This window comes from Paenibacillus sp. CECT 9249 (genome assembly GCF_918697855.1).
Taxonomy (GTDB): domain Bacteria; phylum Bacillota; class Bacilli; order Paenibacillales; family Paenibacillaceae; genus MSJ-34.
Genome location: NZ_CAKKLI010000050.1, coordinates 17,009 through 36,959 on the forward strand (window position 1 = coordinate 17,009; position 19,951 = coordinate 36,959).

General features: G+C 54.9%; 11 protein-coding genes. All 11 read right to left on the bottom strand.

The features are described 5' to 3' along the window. Position 1 precedes the first annotated feature (1 nt). Entirely contained in the window at positions 2-5,047 is a 5,046-nt protein-coding gene (locus LQ229_RS22935; protein WP_230192992.1) for an S-layer homology domain-containing protein, read from the bottom strand. Positions 5,048-5,474: 427 nt separating this feature from the next. After that, a complete protein-coding gene (locus LQ229_RS22940) occupies positions 5,475-6,473 on the bottom strand; it encodes a LacI family DNA-binding transcriptional regulator (protein WP_230192993.1) in 999 nt (332 codons plus the stop codon). Beyond that, positions 6,460-7,350, bottom strand: a complete 891-nt coding sequence (locus LQ229_RS22945; RefSeq protein WP_230192994.1) for a DMT family transporter — start codon at positions 7,348-7,350, stop codon at positions 6,460-6,462. Before LQ229_RS22945 ends, LQ229_RS22940 begins: the two co-directional genes overlap by 14 nt. After that, positions 7,347-9,050 (bottom strand): trehalase family glycosidase, encoded by a 1,704-nt coding sequence (locus tag LQ229_RS22950; protein WP_230192995.1) that lies wholly within the window; start codon positions 9,048-9,050, stop codon positions 7,347-7,349. The genes LQ229_RS22945 and LQ229_RS22950 overlap by 4 nt, the downstream gene beginning before the upstream one ends. Before the next feature lie 11 nt (positions 9,051-9,061). Then, the gene (locus LQ229_RS22955) at positions 9,062-12,175 is read right to left on the bottom strand and encodes a glycoside hydrolase family 2 TIM barrel-domain containing protein (RefSeq protein ID WP_230192996.1); all 3,114 of its coding nucleotides are present in this window, start codon (positions 12,173-12,175) and stop codon (positions 9,062-9,064) included. Between the two features lie 22 nt (positions 12,176-12,197). Further along, positions 12,198-13,019 carry a carbohydrate ABC transporter permease gene (locus LQ229_RS22960; protein ID WP_216538247.1) on the bottom strand — a complete coding sequence of 274 codons (822 nt, stop codon included), beginning with the start codon at positions 13,017-13,019 and terminating at the stop codon, positions 12,198-12,200. After that, positions 13,016-13,957 carry a sugar ABC transporter permease gene (locus tag LQ229_RS22965; protein WP_216538246.1) on the bottom strand — a complete coding sequence of 314 codons (942 nt, stop codon included), beginning with the start codon at positions 13,955-13,957 and terminating at the stop codon, positions 13,016-13,018. The genes LQ229_RS22960 and LQ229_RS22965 overlap by 4 nt, the downstream gene beginning before the upstream one ends. Positions 13,958-14,051: 94 nt before the next feature. Beyond that, positions 14,052-15,299 carry a sugar ABC transporter substrate-binding protein gene (locus tag LQ229_RS22970; protein ID WP_230192997.1) on the bottom strand — a complete coding sequence of 416 codons (1,248 nt, stop codon included), beginning with the start codon at positions 15,297-15,299 and terminating at the stop codon, positions 14,052-14,054. Positions 15,300-16,051: 752 nt separating this feature from the next. Beyond that, the gene (locus tag LQ229_RS22975) at positions 16,052-16,984 is read right to left on the bottom strand and encodes a DMT family transporter (RefSeq protein WP_230192998.1); all 933 of its coding nucleotides are present in this window, start codon (positions 16,982-16,984) and stop codon (positions 16,052-16,054) included. A 28-nt stretch (positions 16,985-17,012) separates the two neighbouring features. Further along, positions 17,013-18,755, bottom strand: coding sequence for a LuxR C-terminal-related transcriptional regulator (locus tag LQ229_RS22980; protein ID WP_230192999.1), 1,743 nt, complete (start codon positions 18,753-18,755; stop codon positions 17,013-17,015). A 154-nt stretch (positions 18,756-18,909) separates the two neighbouring features. After that, a complete protein-coding gene (locus LQ229_RS22985) occupies positions 18,910-19,815 on the bottom strand; it encodes an NADP-dependent oxidoreductase (RefSeq protein WP_216538242.1) in 906 nt (301 codons plus the stop codon). Positions 19,816-19,951 lie beyond the last annotated feature (136 nt).

The following is a 19,951-nucleotide window of genomic DNA, read 5'->3' on the forward strand; positions in this document are numbered from 1 at the left end:
CCTATATCAACTCGGCATACCGGAGCATGCGCAATAGAATGGCCGCCGTCTCCGCGCGGGTGATGCGATCTTGCGGACGCAGTTTCCCGTGATCGCCGTTGAATACGCCTGCGGCAATGCTGACCGCCGCCGCCTCCTGCGCCCATGGACTGATCCGCTCCCGATCGCCGAATGGCGCAAGCCGATCGCGAATCTCTTTCTCCGAAAGCGCGGCCGAATTCATGCCCGTTCTCTTCATCGCTTTCAGAATGACCGCCATCGCTTCCTCGCGGGTAATAGGATGCTGCGGCCTGAAGCTGCCGTCCGGATATCCGTCGATCAATCCATATGCGCCGGCTACGCCGATCGGCTCGTAAAACCAGTCTTCCGCCTGCACGTCGTCGAACGATCGCTCGCTTCCACCCGCATGCAGTCCGAGCGCGCGAACGATCATCGCGGCAAACTCGGCCCGGCCGACCGGACGATCCGGCATAAAGTTGCCGTCATCGGTTCCTTCGGCAATTCCTCTCGCCGCAAGTTCGGCCATCTCGTCTTGCGCCCAATGACGATCGATATCCGCGAAGGATCTCGGATTCGATACAACCGTGAAGATGCCGTTCGATACGCTGCTTAATCGGGCGAATAATCGTTCGCCCCGTTTCAGTATCTTAACGGGGACAGGGATAAAGCTTCCGTTCGCGTCAATCCTGATGCCGGCGACAACGTCATGCGGATTCGCATCTTGCGGCAACGCAATCTCCCCGGCGACATAACGACGGAACGTTACGGATCGAGAAGCCCCGCCGTTGGAATAGCGAATCGAAAAGCTTGCCGCAGGCGCGATTATTTTCATGCCGTTCGTTTCGTTGAGACGAAGCGTTTCGGACTGCACTTGCGCAGTCTCGAGCGTGACCCGCACTTGATCCGCATGCCGCTCAATGGCTTGCGCCAATGCGCCGGTATAAACGGCCTCGATAGGCACATCGTATGCGGCTATTCCGGAATCAATCCGGACAATCGCTTGCTTGTCGGCTAGTACGCGAATCGCTTGCCCGTTCAACTCCAGCGCCATCGTGCCGACAGGATGAATCGCCGTTAATTCGATGACGGCTTTGCCGTCCCCCTTCCAATATTCATCATTGGTTAGAAGATCGGAAAACTTGGGCGTGCCGACCAAATGCAACGTATCGCCTTCCTCCCATTCCATCATTTGCGTCAACTCGCCGATTTCCTTGCCGTTAATGAACAGCGTAACCGGAGTCACTGCCGGAGGAGGCGATTGTTCGCTCGGTTTTGTTTCCGACGGCTTTCCAATCGCTGCATGCCCTCCGCCGCTTCCGGTATCGTTGCCGCGCCGTTCGAACACCGTCCGGAACGTTAATTGATACGTCTCCTGCAGCGGATTATATACGGCATCCGTCACGCTTCCCGCGGGAATGATTAGCGTATGGAACTGTCCGTGCTTCAACGCGGTCAACGGTTCGACGATCAATTGGTCGCGATCGATCGAATAAGCGAACTCGATTTCATCGTCGAGCCGCTTCAACACGATGTCCTGCAACCGATCCGTCGGCAAGATATCCGTGCTGAACCGAATCGACAGCTTCTGATCGACGGGGACATCCGCCGCGTTATGGCTCGGTTCCGTCCCAATAATATACGGATCGGCCATCTCCCCCGGCGCTTCCCTGTTCACGACCAGCGTATAGGTCTTCGACATGCCCCCCTCCGTTCCCGCCACGATCAGGATCATGTTCGATCCGACATAGAGAGGGATCGGCTGCGAAGGTTGGCCGTTTGCCGCTCGAACGCCATGAATCTCGATCCATGCGACATCGTCTTTCGCCCATGGCGTAACGGTCACGGTATACACATCGTTCGTGACGGCAACCGAATAGTCCGTCTTGCTGCTCGCAAACTCGGAATCGAGCGTTAAGCCGCCGCCAAGCTGCAAATCGCTCAGCCCGAAGTCGCGAACGACGACCAATTCGTACGATTGGCTTTGACCGTCCTCCGGCGTTACCGCGATCTCGATCCGGTTCCCCCCGGTTCGCAGAGCGATTTCCTCGCTCCACACCCCGCTTCCCGTCTCGGTTCCGTTAATCCGAATCCGCGCCCCGTGATGCTGACTCGCCGCTTTGACGCGTATTCGTTCGATTTTCGCATCCGCATACGCTTCATAATCATATTGATCCGGCGAAAAATCGGGCAGCAGCGTTAAAGGCTCGATTTCGAGCGACGAAAGCTTCGCATTGGAACTTTTCGTCAAACCTTCCGCCGTTTCGCTGTACTCGGTTTCGATGCCGTCTCCGTTGCGGGCGGCGGCGCGGAATTGATACTCCGTCCCTTCCGCCAAGCCGTTAACCGTTACATCGAGCTCTCGATCCCACTCCCCGGCCGGCTGCCAATCGCTCGATCCCTTCGGGGCCACCCATACCTGGTATTCGGTGCCCGCGGGATTATCGCCCGGTTCGATGATCAAGCTTACCGCGAAGCCGCTCGTCCCCGTGATTTTCAACGCCGGAACGTCCGCCAGCGTATAGACGGCGACCGCAACGCTTGGCGCGGAAGCCGTTTCGGTCTCCGTTTCCGCCCTGCGCACGACAAAACTATACTGCGTATTGACATGCAGGCCGCTGAAGTTGGCGCCTTCGTACCAGGCGCCGTTGCCTCCGCTCCAATCGCTTCCTTCGTCAAAGCTGTACTCATATTCCGCTCCGAAATCGGTTAATGCGATGCCGTTTGTCAATCGAGCGGCGATCACCGGCGCCGGCGGAGCAGAGGGCTCGGCTTTGCGAATCGGGACAATCTCCGATGAGGTCCAAGCGCTGTCAATATATCCGGTTCGCAATGCCTTGACGCGGAATCGATACTGGCCCATGACGTCGATAGGAATCTTATAACTTGTACTCGAGCCAATCCCGATATCATCGCTCCAATTGGCTCCCCCGTCCGTGCTCGTTTGCACCGCATAGCCGCTTGAATCGGCAACTTCGCTCCATCGAATCGTCAACTCGCCATGATAGACGGCATCGCCCAACACTTCGACGTCAGCCGGAGCAGCTTGCTGCGCCTGTTCCGTCTTAGCCGACACGATATCGCTCCAACCGGTCTCCACTCCATCCGAATTGCGGGCTTTCACCCGGTAATAATAAGTCGTATGATGATTTAGTTCGGTATCGTCGAAACTAAGCGACGCGTTCCAGTTGCGGACGAGCGACGCTTGCGCAAAATCCGACGTTTCGGAACGCTCGATCCGATATTGTGTGTCGACAGCCGGGTTATCTCCCGGCTGCACCGTGAGCCGAACGGCATTTGTTCCTTGCACCGCAGTTGTAAGGCTAGGCTTGACGGCAAGCGTAACCGCCGTCACGCTGGCGCTGGGCGGCGATTGCTTATGTGTTGCCGTTTCTTTCGAGCGAACGGCAACGGTATAACGCGAATTCGCTTGTAAATCGCTGAATACCGCACTTTCCTGCCAGCGAGCGATGTCCGGATTCCAGCCCATGCCTTCCATGATGCCGTACTCCATATTCGCACCCTGATCTTGGAGCGATATGCTGCGCGTTTGAATATCCGCGAATTGCGGGGCCGGCGGCAGCGGCGCCTCGGCTTTCCGAACCTCCATCGCCTCTGTTATGCTCCACCCGCTATCGATGTAATGATCGCGCACAGCCTTGACTCTGAATTGCAATCGGCCCATGTCTTCGATCAAGTATTCGTAGCTTGTCGCCGAACCGTTGTCGATGCTTGCTTGCCAAGTGGAGCCGCCATCCTGGCTAATTTCAAGCAAGTAGCGTTCAGCTTCCTCCGGCGCATTCCAGCTTAAGGTTAACTTCTCCCCGTAAACGTAATTGCCCGTAACGCGAAGATTGGAAGGAGCGGTCAACGCTTTTTGCGATTGAACGACCATCGTATGCCAATATCCGCCGAATATCGCCGATACATTGAACAATCCGGGAATTTGCACCGGGACATTCGAATGGTTGTTATTCCCCGACCCAAGTTGGCCGTAACCTCCTTCTCCAAACGCATACACGGTTCCCGATTGGGATAGCGCCAAGGAATGGCCGTTGCCTGCGGCAATTGCTTTGATCGGGGGCAATCCGTTAATGCGCGTAGGTCGATCCCGCGAGTAATTATCTCCCAATCCGAGGGCGCCGTACTGGCCGCTGCCGAACGAATAAACGGCGCCGTCTTTCGTAAGGATCAGGGAAAATCGTTCGCCCGCTGCAATTTGGATTACTTCCCCGGGCAAATCGAGCACTTTCCCCGGCGTAGGCTTATCGCCGTAATTCCCAAAGCCGCCGCGGCCCAATTCCCCCGCCTGATCGCGGCCGAAGGAATATACCTCGCCTGCCTCCGTTAAGAGCAATGTATGCGTTTTGCCGGGAGCCATCGCCTTCATTTTCGGAATGTTGGGGATTACCGTCGGGGGACCTCCGGATTCCGTGTCGCCATGTCCGAGTGCGCCATGTTGCCCGGAACCGAAAGAATAGACATCGCCGGATTCGGTTAATAGGAACGATTGCTGTCCGTCGGCCGCAATTGCCTTAATGCGCGGCAGCCCTGGGATGTGCGTTGGAACCCATTTGTCGCCCAAATAGCCGAAACCTGTTTCGCCTAAATTGCCGTAACCGAAAGAGTAAACATCGCCCGATTCCGTCAAAGCGAGCGAATGGGCATAACCGGCCGCGACCGCTTTCACGTTGGACAAGCTCTGGATCTGCGTAGGGGCGGTCTTGCTCTCCTCATTGCCATGACCCAGTCTTCCAAATTGCCCCTCGCCAAACGAATATACTTTACCGTCCTCCGTCAAAATCAACGAATGCTGTTGACCGGAAGCGATGCTCTTCACGTTCGAAAAGCCTTCGATGAGCGTCGGATCGTATCTGCCTGCATAATCGCCAAGTCCTAATTGCCCATACTGGCCGTCGCCGAAAGCATATGCGTAATTCCCTTCCGGTAGTTCGGCGTGAATCGCACCCCCGGTCCATGTCCCTAATGCCATGACGACGATAAGCAACGACGCTAACGTTTTCGTAAACCGTTTCCTGCCATGCTTCATAAAATCAATGCTCCTGTTCCTCATCAAAATAAATACCCCGCCATTCCCATGTTCCCATTCGAAAAAATAAAAGACTATTCCCCAAAAGTGGTATTTCGACAAATCTCCTGTCGTTTTTCCATTCCATTCGCACCTGAGATACTATATCTTTGCCAGCCCTGAACGAGAGGGATATCGACAGAAGGCGGGATAGAGAGAGGCCGAGATCGGCAAAATCGGAACAAAGAAACGACCGCCTGCTTGGGAACGAACAAACATACCTTAATAAGACATCGCCGGGCGCTAGATTCCCGGCCATTTCGCCTCCGAAACGAAAATTGGGAACGGAAATCCCTTATCAACGAATCAAAGTTCGCTAATAAGGCACTCTCGTTCCCAATGTACGGAAAAAACGCGTTATCATCCGAAAATAACGAATTTTCGGGTACTAATAGCACTCGATTTCCCGCGCGCTCTCCCGTACGACCAACTTCGTCGGGATTGTCACCTTCAAGCAAATATCCCTGCCTGACATGAGCCGTTCCTGCATAAGCGTGACCGCCGTCTCCCCCATGAATTCGGTGTTCAACCGAATCGTCGTCAGCGGAGGCATCATAAATTGCGCGGCCGAAATATCGTTGAAGCCGATCACGCTTATATCCTCCGGAATGCGGCAACCGAGTTCGGAACACGCTTTATACAATCCGACCGCGATCGTGTCGTTGGCGACGAATACGGCTGTAGGTCTCTCTTCCAACTCTAACAGTTGTTTGGACAGGATGTAGCCGTCCTTCGGATTGTAGCCGCCGATTTTCAAATAATTCGGGCGAAACAGCCCTTTGCTCTCCAGAAACTGTTCGAACACTTCCTGACGCAAATCGTAATATCGATTGCCGTGCCGATCGGTATCCACGCCGCCGATAAAGGCGATTCTCGTATGCCCGAGCTCGAGCAAATAATTCAATACCTTCCTTGTCGCCTTATGAAAATCGATGACGACGGAGTCGAACAAATCCTCGTTCGGCGAAGAATCGATAAAGACGACCGGCTTCTGAAAGGCCGCGATTCGTTCGATATCTTCCTTGATGAAGAAGCCGAGACAAATAATGCCGTCCACCGACCGGAGATGTTCGGGAGAATCGCCGCCGCGAATGCGGTACATCTTGAGCCCCTCCAACTCCAGCTTCTTCTCCAGGGCGACGCGTATCGAGAGATAATACGTGTCGTTCAATTCTTCCTCCAAGGAATAGGAATAGTAAAGCCCGATTTTGAATTTCCGTTTCCTTCTTTTTTTGCTCGACAGTTGATACGACAATTGCTCCGCCGCTTCGAACACCCGTTGCCTCGTTTCGTCGGTAACGTTCAGCGTTTCGTCGTAATTCAACACTCTGGACACGGTCGCAATGGACACGTTGGCTTTATCGGCAATATCTTTAATGGTCGCCATAATACCGCCTACTCGTTTTGTTTTTAATAAAATCCAGCTTCGTCTCCGCCGTCACGATCGCGATCAAGATCAAGACGCTCCCGACGGCCATTCGAAGCGTTATCGTTTCATGCAGGATCAATACGGAAAATAAAGTGCCGAACAGCGCTTCCGTCGATAAAATAATGGCCGCTTTCGTTTCCGTCGTAAATTTCTGTGCGATCGTTTGCAGCAGGAACGCGATCGTCGTGCTGAATACGCCCAAATACGATGCGGCAAGCAGCCCGCGCGCGTCCGCATGGAAAACGGCTTCGCCCCGGAACAATACCGCGAGCACAGACAGCAGGCACGCGACGATCATTTGAATGATGGTAAGACCGATCGGATCGTGCCTTTTGACGAATTCGCCGGTATAGAAGATATGGAACGCAAAGCATGCGGCGCATAGCAGCGTCAAGACGTCCCCGATATTGAGGCTGGAATTGAACTCCAAAGATAACACGCCTACGCCGAGCATAGCCAGAACGGCGCCGATCAGTCCGTATTTGTCCGGCTTTCTCCGGTATAGGAGGTAGCCGATGAAAGGGACGATCACGACATTGACGGCCGTCAAGAAGGCATTCTTGGAAGGCGTCGTATAATGCAAGCCGACCGTTTGCAGCGTAAAGGCAAGATAGAGAAACACGCCGAGCGCGATGCCCGCGCCGAGCGCCGGTTTGGTCAACGACCGGAACTGCTTGCGGAAAATAACCGACATCAATAATGCTGCAATGAAAAATCGAATCGCCATCACTTGATAAGGAGTCAACGATTCGAGCGAAACCGCTCCTGCGACAAATCCGGTGCCCCAGATGACGGCAACAAGAAGCAACCCGATTTCACCGGAATATTTCTTCATTCGTTGTCCTCCGATAGTACTGTAAATTGTTCGGCCAACATTAGGAACACGCTTGACGTCCAAGTAAAGGCCGGATCGACCAAGCCTTGGCCGCTGAACGGATCGAAGTTCTCCGCCATGCCACCCGCAAGCGTCAGATCCATGAATTTGGCAGCTAGTCGAGTTGCAAATTCATTATATCCGTTATCCCGTAAGGCATCAATGAATAAATAGGCGACCGGCGCCCAGATCGGGCCGAGCCAATATCCGTTCTCGCGATAGAGAGGGCTGCGGTAACTTTCCGTGCATAAACCGTATGTCGCCTCGAACTTGTCGGCAAGAACGCCCGCAAGCGAGCGGACGACGTCCCGAGGCAGACGGTACCCGACGATGAGCGGCATACATAGGATCAGGCTGTCCCGGTTCTCGATTACGCGGTCCTCCGGCGCGTATCTCGCCACGAAGCGGCCGTCCTTATATAACCGACTCATCAGCAATTCGTACAGTTCGTCGGCTTTGCCCTTCCATGCCTGCGCCTCGTCCGCCCGTTCCAATTCCGCGGCCATGCCGCTCAGAATATCCATCTGGCGAATCAAATGGGCCGCCAGATCCGGCGCCTCCACCGGGATGCCTTCGTGAAAGATCGAGGCGTTGTCCCAGCCCGAATCGTTCCCGTGATGATACAAAGGCAGCCGCGCGGGATCGGGACGACGGAACGAAAGCCAATAATTCGTGGCGCGCACCAGGCTGTCGTACATGCGGGCGACGACCGCCCTGTCGTTGAACCGTTCGTTCCGCCGCCTCATCTGCGCGAAAGCCCATGCATGAATGGGCGGCTTGCAGCAATTGAAAGAGCAAAACTTATCGTTGATGAAATCGGCATAGACGCCGCTGTCGTCCTGATGCGCCATGAAGATTTCAAACTGGGCCAGAGCAAGCTCCGGATCGCGTCCGCTCAGCATTATTGCGTTAAAGCAATTGTCCCAGCTCCAAATATTGAACATCCAGTTCTTCGACATATACATGGCGTAATCCACAAGCCGCCCTTCGGGACGGACGACGCACGACCAGGTAATGTAGGCGGCCAATCGGCGCGACGGCTCGTAGCGCGACGGAACCGGCGGCATTCGCTCCAGCCACTGCTGGAAATGCCGTTCCGCCCGCGCATGCGCCCGATCGAAATCGTCGTACTCCCTCTTCCGCCATACCGTCCTGTAGCTTTCGATCGCAAGCAGGCCATCGCCGCCCCCCGGATTGAGCACCATTTCAATCTTGTCGTTGCCGACCGTCCGCCACGGAGCGCGGACATCAATATCGCCCTGCAGCAAAGTGAACATCAGCTTGATCTCCTTCGAATACAAGTGATATTCCCATTGATTCCGCCCGCAGGGCATGAGGCTGTCGTAGCGCGTTTTCACGGCTGTCAGCTTTAAAGCCGCCCCATGGAGCCTGCAATGAACGACGTTCTCGTCGCCGATGCATAACTCGGCATACTCGCTGGGGTTATGCCGATGAACCATGCGCAATTTTGTCTCGGTCGCCTCAAGCTCGTACTCGACTGCCTCTTCGCCCCGCAGCAGGTCCAGGACGAAGATGTTGCTCGGGGCTTCGTCGCCGCCGTGCAGATCGCGAAGAAACAATTGGTTCGTTTCTTTCGCGAAGGATACGGCAAAGTAGGAACCGTAACGGCTGAAAGGTACCGAGGAAAGATTAAGCGGCATAAGCCCACCTCCTATTGTGCGTATCGCCGCTTGCCGGCCGCAATTTCGGCGCCTTGCGCGATCGCGTTCCATTCCGCTTCGAGCTCGAAGGGCCGCAGCCCGAGCCGGTAGGGCGGAAGCTGCTCCTCGCCGCAGCTGTTGCTGCCCAAACCGGACTGCATATAGTCGATATGAACGACAAGATAAGGCGCCTTTTCTACCTCATGCGGGTGCCTAGCCCGCTCCATCGCCTCGGTGGTGCAATCGCGCACCGACCATTCGCAGCCGTTCTCCGTCTTGAACAACAATGCCGTCTCGCGTCCGGTTCCTTCGGACATGCTGAACCATTTCACGCCGGTGCGATTGCCATTCTCCTGCGGGTACACGTAAGGCGTTTGCAAATCCGCAACGCTTGCGCGATAGACGCCCATGACCGAAGCTTCTTTGCTGTCGATATAATTTTCTCCGAAGCCTCTGCCGTACCAGGCCACTTGGTCCAACCGCTTGCCGGCGAACAGCTCGATACCGAGCCGCGGCAGCATCGGCGGCGTTTCCTTCGCCCGGATGACCGGGGTGCCGGTCAGGCGCAAACGGACGGTTCCGTCGGCATAGATGATATACCGGTATAAGGCATCATAACCGAAAGCCTGATTCAAGGCGCCGAAATACGTCGCAATGTTCACTTCCGCATGCGAGCCGCGGTCGCAGATCTCAAAGCCTGCCAGTTGCTCGCTGGCCAAATGCAAGAAATATTTCTTCTTCCAGTCCTCCGTTTTGTACATGTCGTTGTCGATCGGCGCCCGCCACATCGTCAGCCGCGGTCCGCGCTCGATCCAGGCTTCGCCGCCGATGCGGTAGGTCTCCAAATATCCGCGCACACGGTCGAACACAACTTCAAATCCGTCGCCCCGGACGATCGCGCGCACCGGGTCCTGCGCAACCTCGACGCGCCCGGCCGGTTCGCGCACCTCCACCAGTTTCCGGTAATGCGGCAAACGCAATTGCTCGCAAGCGACGACAAACCCTTTTTCCGCATACGGCATGTCTTCCCTTAACCTATATTCCACCATCAGGTAATAGTCCGTATTCGGCTGTACCTCGGCAATCGTGTAAGGCAACCGCACGATCTTCCTCTCTCCCGGCGCGATGACGTTAAGCTCCTCCATGATGCCTTGCGTCAGCACCTGATCGTCATACACGACTTTCCAAGACATTTCCAGATGAGACAAGTCAACAAAATCATACCGGTTCTCGATTTCGACTGTCCCCTCCTGCAAATCGACGGGGCGGGTCTTTACCGGCTCGACGACCTTCTTATATTCCAGCAGTCCCGGCGAAGGAGTGCGATCGGGGAACACCAGCCCGTCGATGCAAAAATTGCCGTTCGTCGGCTCGTCTCCGAAATCGCCGCCGTACGCATAATATGTGCCTCCTTGACCGTCCCGCCGTTCAATGCCGTGGTCGCACCATTCCCAAATAAACCCGCCCTGCAGCCGTTTATATTGCCGGAACGCTTCCTGGTATTCCTTCAATCCGCCGGGGCCGTTGCCCATGGCGTGGCCGTATTCGCACAAAATATGCGGCTTCTTGCCTTCTTCGTCCCGTCCGATCTCCTTCAGCGCTTCAAGCCGGGTATACATGGTAGAGTACACGTCGCAGACGGCAGCCTGTCGGTCCCCTTCGTAATGAACGGGCCTGGTCGGGTCCAACGCCTTGCAGGCCCGGTACATGGCGACGAAACCCGCGCCGAAGCCCGATTCGTTGCCAAGCGACCACATGATGACGGACGGATGATTCCGGTCGCGCAGCACCATCCGTTCCGCACGGTCGACGAATGACCGCTCCCACCGCTGATCGTCGGCAAGCCAGGAGGTATGCCCGGTCAGTTCGAAACCGTGGCATTCGAGATCCGCTTCGTCGATCACGTACAGGCCGTACCGGTCGCATAAATCGTAGAAAGCGTCCTGGTTCGGATAATGCGCCGTGCGGACGGCGTTGATGTTGTGCCGTTTCATCAGCATAATATCTTGCAGCATGCTTTCCTCAGTCACGGTGCGGCCTTCCCGCGGATCGTGCTCGTGGCGGTTGACGCCGTTCAGCATAATCGCCTTGCCGTTCACCGTCAGGTTCCCGTCCTTGATCTCCACTTTGCGGAAGCCGACGCGCAGCGGCACGATCTCGATCGGCGCGGCTCTCTCCTCCGCCCCATCCTCCCCGTCGCGCAATGCGATGAGCAGTTGGTAGAGATAAGGCGTTTCCGCCGTCCACAGATGCGGCGCGGTGACCGTTTCCGTCAACGCGACCTCGCCTTGCGATTGCGCCGCAATCCCGACCGCTCGCCGGAAGCGGCTTGTTACGGCCCCGCTTGCATCCAGCAGTTCGCAGGTCACGACAACTTCCCGGTCCGCCCCCGTACGATTGGACAGCTTCAAGCTTACCTGCAATTCGCCGTCCCGGTACTCCCTGTCCAAATCCGTTGCGATATAGCAATCCTCCAGCGCAACCGGCGGCATCCGGTACAGTTCCACACTGCGAAAAATGCCGCTGAACCACCACATATCCTGATCTTCCAAATAGGTTCCGTCAGACCACTGATACACGCGCACCGTTATTTGATTGTCGTCCGCCTGCGCGCAGCCGCTGATGTCGAATTCGGACGGCATCCGGCTTCCTTTGCTATACCCGGCATGTTGCCCGTTCACCCATACGTCGAAGGCGCTGTCGACGCCGTCGAATTTCAGAATGATCCGGTCGCCCGCGGGCCAGTCGTCCAACCGAAACGTCCGCCGGTAGATGCCGGTAGGATTATCGGTCGGCACATAAGGCGGATGGATCGGAAAAAGATAAAATAAATCGGTATAACTCATCTTGCCGTAGCCCTTCATCTGCCAGCAAGACGGCACGGCGATTCGATCCCAGCCGCTTGCGTCGTAATCCGGCGCGTAGAACCCCTCCGGCGACAATTCCGGCGCCTCCAAGTATAGAAATTTCCATTCCCCGTCAAGGTTTTGATACCCAATCGCGTCTTTTTTGTCCATCGCCAATGCCCGTTCTCTCGACTCGTACCTGCGGAAGCTCGCAGCCGCGTCTCTTCGATTGATATGCAATAAGCCGATATCTTCCCATTGCTTGCATTTCCGTTCCATTTTGCCAGCTCCTCCCAAGAAGTTATTTAATTGCGCCGCTAATTCCCTCCACGATATATTTTTGCGCATACAGGAACACGATCACAGGCGGAATCATCATTAGAATCGTAATCGCCATAATCGGCAAAATTTGCAGCTCATGCACGCCCTTGAACGAAGCGAGGCCGAGCGCGAGCGTGTATTTGGTCCGGTCCTGCAAAAAAATAAGCGGACCCAAATAATCGTTCCAAACCGACAGCATATTGAGCACCGCGACGAGCGTCAGCGGAGCTTTCATAATCGGCACGAATATTTTCCAATAAATTTGAAAGTCGCCCGCTCCGTCGATTTTGGCCGCATGCTCCAACTCCTTCGGCACATTCATTAGAAATTGGCGCAGCAAAAACACATAATAAGCCGAGCCGAAAAAAGCGGGAACGACGAGCGGCTTGAGCGTATTGATCCAGCCGAATAAATTGAACTGCATGTATAACGGAATCATCGTCACGTCCCAAGGAATCATCATCGTAGCCAGCAGCAGGATGAACAGCCCGTTTTTCAACTTGAACTGGAACCGCGCGAAGCCGTAAGCGATCAAGGAGCACGAAATCAATTGGCCCAGCGTCGTCAGCACGGTAATCGTCACGGAATTCATGAGATACAAGCCGAACGGCTGAGCGTTCCAGGCTTTGACGAAGTTGAGGAATTGAGGCATCGCCGGGAAAAAAGTCGGCGGAAATTGATGCACCTCGGCTTCCGTCTTCAAAGCGGTCAGTACGATCCATAGAAAAGGGAACAAAAAGTAGACGGAGAATACGACCAGCAAAACATAAGTCACCGCTTTATGCCATTTGGGGGTCTTCATTTCTTCCCGCCTCCCCTTTTCCGCTCGTTTCTCATATCGTTCTCGTAAAACACCCACACCGAAGAAGACTTAAAAATAAGCGCCGTCAACAGCAGGATGATGATAAACATGAACCAGGCGTTCGCGCTCGCATATCCCAGCTTGTGATGCTTGAACGCGTTGTTGTATACGAACAAGCCGTAGAAGTACGTCGATTTCAGCGGTCCGCCGTTCGTCAGCAGCAAGACGAGCGTCAACTGCTGCAGCGCGGAGATCGTCGACGTAATCAAATTGAAGAAAAGCGTCGGCGTAATGAGCGGCAGCGTAATGCCGGTAAATTGCCGGAAGAAGCCCGCCCCGTCCATCGCGGCCGATTCGTACAAGTCCGGGGAAATGCTCTTGATATTCGTATAGAAAATGAGCATCATCGTGCCGACTCCCCAGGCGCTGGCGATGACGATCGTCATAATGGCGCTGGCCGGATCGATCAGCCACTTGGGCCCTTGGATGCCGAACAGCGACAGCGCATAGTTCAAAATGCCGTACTTGGTGTTGAAAATCCAGCCCCATATAATCGAGACGGCGACGCCCGACACGACGGCAGGCAAATAGAAGATCGTACGGAACGCCTTCGCCCCTCGCACCGGCTGCGCAATCAGCAAGGCGAGTATCAATGATGTCGCCAAACTTAGGGGCACGTAGAAAACCGCAAATTTCAGCGTAATGACAAGCGATTTATAGAACTGGGGATCCTTGGTAAACATCTTGATGAAATTTTCGAAACCGACAAACTTCGGAGCGGAAGTGACCGGCCAATCGAATAAACTCATCACCAGCGACAAAATCAAAGGACCGGCCGTAAACACGACAAATCCGACGATCCATGGCGAAATAAACAAATACGGCGTCAACTTCCCCCGTTTGCGAATTGTTCTGCGCCGTTCTGCAGCATGCTCCATAGCGAACCTCCCGATCAGGATGGACTATATTAATGAAGGAAAAAAGGGGCGGCCGTTAAGGCAACCTTCCACCCCTTCATCCGAAACGAACACTCTATTGCGCCGCTTCATCCAACGCGGTTTTCGGATCTGTCATCGTACTCGGATTGAAAATTTGCTCGAATACAAGGCTAAGCCGCTCCGACACTTCGCTCCAATTGTCCACAATAAACGAGGCGGGCGTATATCCTTGGCTTTGCTCCAGCATGTTGTAGAATACTTGCTTCAATTCGTCCTGCTGCAAATTTTCGCTTTCGACGACGCTTTTCAGAACCGGCAGTTCGTAATCGATGCGCGCCCGGTTCGCTTCTTCGCTCGTCCAGAATTTGACGAACTCCCAGGCGGCGTCCTTCTTCTTCGAATCTTTCGAGATTGAGATGCCGGACGAAGACACGATGCTGACGGCGCTTCCGCCGCGGAAAGCGGGCAGCTCCACCACGCCGAAATCGATGCCGGCTTCCTTCAAGCCGCCGATCGACCAGGCGCCGTTCGTAAACATCGCCACTTTGCCGGACTTCATCTCCGTCGAACCCGAACCCTCCGTCGCAATGGCGTACCCTTCCTTGAGCATGTCTTGAAACATCGTCAATACTTCCACCGATTTCCCGCTATTGACGTTTCCTTGCAGATTGCCGTCTTTATCGACGTAAGCGGTTCCATTTCCCCAGAGGAACATTTCGAAATCGTAAGGATCGGGCGTTCCCGAGAAAGCGAAGCCGCTGACACTCTCCGCCGGATTGCTCAGTTTTTTGGCCGTCTCACGCAAATCATCCCACGTCCATCCGCTCTTCGGATACGGCACTCCCGCCGCATCGAACAAGCTTTTGTTGTAATAGACGACATGCGTTGTGTATCCTACGGGCAAACCTAATATGTTCCCGTCGGCGGAATTGTAGTTCCACAGCGTTTCGTAATAGTTGTACTTGAAATCTGCGCCTTCCTGCGCGAGATAGTCGTCGAGCGGTTCCAGCGCATCCTTATAGATCGGATAATTCCACATGTACATGACGTCCGGCGCGTCTTTGGCGCCCATGCCCGCCGCAATTTTCGTATCGTATTCGCTGCCGTACGCTTCCAGATTGACTTTGACGTTCGGGTGAGATTCATTAAACGTGTCGATCAGTTGCTGCTGAAGCGTTAGATTTTCTTCCGAATCCCATGTAGCGAACCGGATCGTTACGTTTCCGCCTTGTTTGCCGTCTTGCGCAGACGGTTCCGCCGTCCCTCCGTCCCCGCATGCCGCCAGGAACATCGTTACAAGCATCACTGCGATGACTCCGATCTTGCCTTTCGTTTTCCGCATGAAAGCACCCCTTCGTTTAAATGGATTGAAAACCAAGATGCCAAACTTCATCAAGCCGAGCCGCGATGTCATTGAGCCGGATTTGTAAAATATGCGCTAGTGCGAAGTAAGTTGAAATCAATGGAGAGACGTATGAAAAGTAAGCGGTTGCATCAATCGGCGGTTAGGCCGATCAATCCGGAAGATGTTGGTTTTTATTATATTTTTCACTTGGTAAAATGTCAATAATTTTACTAATAAAAATTGAGGAAAATCGTTCCTTCCGAGGAAAATACTTATGAATGAACGTTGAAAAAGGATTGCTATTTTCATCATTTTATGAATATTCATGACAAAAAATGCGATAGTAAAATTAATATGTTTTTACTAAAGAGAGTTTCGTTTCTTCATGTACAAATCGTTATTCATTAGAAATCGCGGTTTTACCGTCTTTTCCCCCTCATTAGCGTGTTTTCGTTTCGTTACACCGGCAACCAGGCGATTTATAGGCTATTAGCGTGTATGCGTTTCGTTAGCCCGCCCGACGGGTCGTCAGCCGCCAGCGGTATTGCGAAATTGACTCATGATGCCGTTATTTTCGCGCGAAAATGGGGTGTTGGGCAAAAAGCCTGCGATCGTGCAGGAAACCCTTTACCTAACCCCCACATCTGCTTGCCACCGGGAAAAGATGCGGATTCGCAACCTTTATTGCGGCGGCAGCTCGCAACGGCAAAAGCCTGCACTTGCAGGCTTTTGAGAAGTCCGCGGCTATCCTATCGTTCCAAACGCAACGGTTCTTCTATTGTTTGCCGATTTCGTTTTTTCCCGGCGCCTCCCTTCCTGCCTGCCACATAAACGCCTCCGAGAATAATGAACAGCCCAAGCAGCATATTCCACTTGATTGCTTCGTTCAGTAAAAAGTATCCCCAGATCAGAGCGGTACACGGAACGAGATACGTCACCATGGTCGCAATTTCGGGGCTGCCTTTTTCCACAATATAATAGAAAAGAATATAAGCGATTCCCGATCCGAAAGCGCCGAGACCGATCATCATGCCGATATTGGTCGGCACAACTAGCTGCGAGAAAGCCGCCGGCTCGGCGAATAGGGCGACGCTGCCGCTGCCGAGCATGCAGCATAGCAGCGTTCCGAACGTGATTTGATACATGGAGAGCGCATGGCCGGAAATGAGGCGCTTGGAAAGCTGGGACCCGATCGCATAGCAGAAGGTGGCCCCGATCATGCAGACAAATCCCAATACATCTACCGAAACGACCGACCCTGGCGTGATGCCGAGCAATACGGCCATACCGACCGTGGCGACGGAAACGCCAATCCATTGGGCCTTGTTCGATACGCCGCGGAAAAACAAGATTCCGACTACGATCGTCCACACCGGCGTCGCGGCATTCAATATGGAGGCCATACTGCTCGACAACCGCGTCTCGCTGAATGCAATAAGGGCCCAAGGCATAGAAGTGTTGATCAGCGCCATCGTCGCCATCGGAATCCAAGGGATGGTGCGGAAGCCGAACGGTTTCCGCAGCGCCAACATAATCGCGGTAACGACCGCCAACCCGCAAGCGGACCGGAGAAACCCGATCGTCCAAGGCCCGAAATCATGCAATAACATTTTAATAAAATAAAAAGAGCCTCCCCAAATGAGGCTGAGCAAAATAAGCGCCAAAAATACGAAACGCGACAAAGTTCTTCCTTCTTCCTAGTTGTTATATTTACAATAATCCAATCTCTCTAGCTTTCGTCACCGCCTGGATTCTTCGTTTCACTTTCAGCTTGGCGTAAATATGCTTCACGTGAACTTTAATCGTATCGACCGTGACGAACAGCCCGTCGGCAATTTCTTGATTGGACAAGCCGGCGGCCAGCAGTTGCAGCACTTCCCGTTCCCGCTCGGTCAAGCTGACCCCGGCGGATAGCAAGGATGGCGGGCGAAACGCCGCAAGCGGTTGTCCGGCGGCATATTTAAGCGTCGCTACATAGATGAGCTGGGCGGCCAGCATCCGCACTACGCCTAATCGATCCGGCGCGAAGGCGCCCGGTGTGACGTTATTTTCAAGATATAACGCGCCTGCCCGCTCGCCCCGGACGAACAGCGGCAATCCGAGCACCGACTTCGGCCGGCGGCGGATCATGTACGGATCGCCAACGAACGGCCCTTGCCGGGCGGCATCGTGTAGATAGAGCGCTTCGGACGTCTCGATGACGCGGGCGATAAAGGCTTGGCATATCCCTTCGTATTCCGCAAGCGGCAGAGGCATTTCGCGCCCGGTTTGCGGCGTACGCTCCGATTCCGCTACCGCTTCCACCGCCAGTCCTCTGCCTGCGCATGTCACCAAGCATCCTCTCTGTGCGCCGGCATTCTCGATTAGGATATGAAGCAAGCTTTGGATCAACCGGTCCAAATCGTTCTCCTGGGAAAACGTTTGGGACGCTTTGAACACGGCCGCCAGGTCGAGGATTTGCGAATATCCCGGTTGGGAAGGAGCTTGATCGGCGGATACGTCCGCGGATAGAACCTCCGCCATCGACATTGCGGCGATTTCCGGCTCCGCCGCGGAAGCCGGCGAATGCTCGTCGACCGTGAACGGACGATCATGCTCTCCCGGTTCGAACCGAGGGTAAGAGCCCGTTCTTTCCCAATGGCGCAGGCCTCTCTCCAAATCCGCCGCCAGTCCGCGCGCGCTCTGGTAGCGCTCAGCGGGCGTTTTCGCCAGAAGCTTCATAATGAGATCCGCCAAGAATGGCGGCACATCGATCTGGTCACTCCGCAAAGGCAGCGGGGATTGGGCCAAATGGGCGTGAGCCCATTCCAGCGGCTCGCGCGCTTGAAACGGCAGCCGTCCGGCCAGCATCTCATAAAAGGTGATCCCGATCGAGTACAAATCCGTCCTGCCGTCGATCGTCCTCTCCGTTCTCCCCGTCCGTTCCGGAGCCATGTAAGGAGGGCTTCCCTCCATAAGCGGCATGCTAAAGTCCCGCTCCCCGCCGCCGGCCGTTCGCAATGCGTGTCCGAATCCGGTCAAATAGATGCGTTGCGACGCAGGTTCGACGACGATCGTATCCGGCCTGATATTCATATGTACGACGCCCTGTTCGTGCAGCAATTCCAGAACGCGGGCGGTGCGTATGGCAAGGGATAGAAAAGCGGGGATCGATACCCGGTGCGTACGATAATATGTCCGCAGCGTCACGCCGCCAATCCATTCGGAGACGAGAATCAGGCAATGCCCTTGACTGATAAGCGACAACGGCCGGATCACATGCGGCATGTTCAATTGGGTCAGCATTTGCTGTTCATGCAGCAATTTCGCATTTTCGAGCATGGTGCGATGCCCGTCCTTGACGATTTTCAACAAAACCCGGCGGGAATCGAGATCGGAATGCGCATAGCAAACTACGAAATGCGCATCATCCAATATGACTTCGTCTATTCGGTAACCAGGTACATTGATCATCAGACTCCGCTCCCGTCTATCCAACCGCAATTTTCAACATTCTAGCATCTATTATACAAAAAGGAAGTCCCGCATGTAAGAGAAAGAGACTTCCGCCGCCGAAACGGGGAAGTCTCATCAGATACTACGGTTGCTTTGCCGTGCCATTCCTGGATCATTCGATCGTAAGAACGACCTTGCCGCGCACATGTCCGGTCTCGACCTCGCGATGGGCGGCGGCGGCTTCATGCATCGGGAACGACTTCCAGATATGGATCTGCAGCTTGTCTTGAACGTATAACTCAATCAGTTCGGCAAGCCGGGCCGCCGACCGCTGGCTGCGGATGGCGCGCACGCCCAAACGCGGCGCGGCGTCGAAGCCGACGATCGTGCCGATCCGGCTCCTGTCGGCGACAAGTTCGACCGAGGCCGGCAGCGCCTCGCCGCCGATGGCGTCAAGGGCCGCATCCACGCCGCCCGGCGCAACGTCCCGCACGCGCTCGACGAGACCGTCTCCGTAAGCGACGGGAATGGCGCCGAGCGAACGCAAATAATCGTGATTGCGCTCGCTTGCCGTGCCGATGACCGTCGCTCCCCAGGCCCGGGCCAACTGCACCGCCACGGTGCCGACTCCGCCCGCGGCGGCGTGGATCAGCACGGTATCGCCTTGGCCGACGCCGAGTTCCCGCAGAGCGGTATGCGCGGTTTGCCCCGAGGCGCTCAAGACGCCCGCGACATCCCATGGCATCTCGCGCGGCTTCGATGCGATTTGGTCGGTGCCCACGACGACATATTCGGCATAACAAGCCAATACCGACCAGCCGATCACCTCGTTTCCGATTGCGAAATCGGACACCCCCTCGCCGACTTGATCGATGATACCGGCGAATTCGTTGCCGAGTATTTGCGGGAATTGCACCGGGAAACCGGTCCAACCGCCGCGCACTGCCGTATCAACCGGCTGCACCCCGGCGCTTTTCACCCGGACCCGAACTTGGCCCGGACCCGCCTGCGGATCGGCAAACTCCATCACTTGCATAACATCCGGCGTTCCGTACTTCGTAATTGCGACTGCTTTCATCGCGTTCAACTCCTCATATAGTATTTCTTGAAGGCAGTTTTGAGTTTACTTCCAGTCCCCTAGGGGACTGGCGGCCGCCTTCAAAATTTCCAGTTGATCTTTGAAAAATAAATTTGGGACTGGACTTTCCGGAATG

What these genes read in the sequence shown, in the direction of transcription:
- LQ229_RS22935 (WP_230192992.1), bottom strand. Translation starts at nt 5,047, where the DNA reads ATGAAGCATGGCAGGAAACGGTTTACGAAAACGTTAGCGTCGTTGCTT.
- LQ229_RS22940 (WP_230192993.1), bottom strand. Translation starts at nt 6,473, where the DNA reads ATGGCGACCATTAAAGATATTGCCGATAAAGCCAACGTGTCCATTGCG.
- LQ229_RS22945 (WP_230192994.1), bottom strand. Translation starts at nt 7,350, where the DNA reads ATGAAGAAATATTCCGGTGAAATCGGGTTGCTTCTTGTTGCCGTCATC.
- LQ229_RS22950 (WP_230192995.1), bottom strand. Translation starts at nt 9,050, where the DNA reads ATGCCGCTTAATCTTTCCTCGGTACCTTTCAGCCGTTACGGTTCCTAC.
- LQ229_RS22955 (WP_230192996.1), bottom strand. Translation starts at nt 12,175, where the DNA reads ATGGAACGGAAATGCAAGCAATGGGAAGATATCGGCTTATTGCATATC.
- LQ229_RS22960 (WP_216538247.1), bottom strand. Translation starts at nt 13,019, where the DNA reads ATGAAGACCCCCAAATGGCATAAAGCGGTGACTTATGTTTTGCTGGTC.
- LQ229_RS22965 (WP_216538246.1), bottom strand. Translation starts at nt 13,957, where the DNA reads ATGGAGCATGCTGCAGAACGGCGCAGAACAATTCGCAAACGGGGGAAG.
- LQ229_RS22970 (WP_230192997.1), bottom strand. Translation starts at nt 15,299, where the DNA reads ATGCGGAAAACGAAAGGCAAGATCGGAGTCATCGCAGTGATGCTTGTA.
- LQ229_RS22980 (WP_230192999.1), bottom strand. Translation starts at nt 18,755, where the DNA reads ATGATCAATGTACCTGGTTACCGAATAGACGAAGTCATATTGGATGAT.
- LQ229_RS22985 (WP_216538242.1), bottom strand. Translation starts at nt 19,815, where the DNA reads ATGAAAGCAGTCGCAATTACGAAGTACGGAACGCCGGATGTTATGCAA.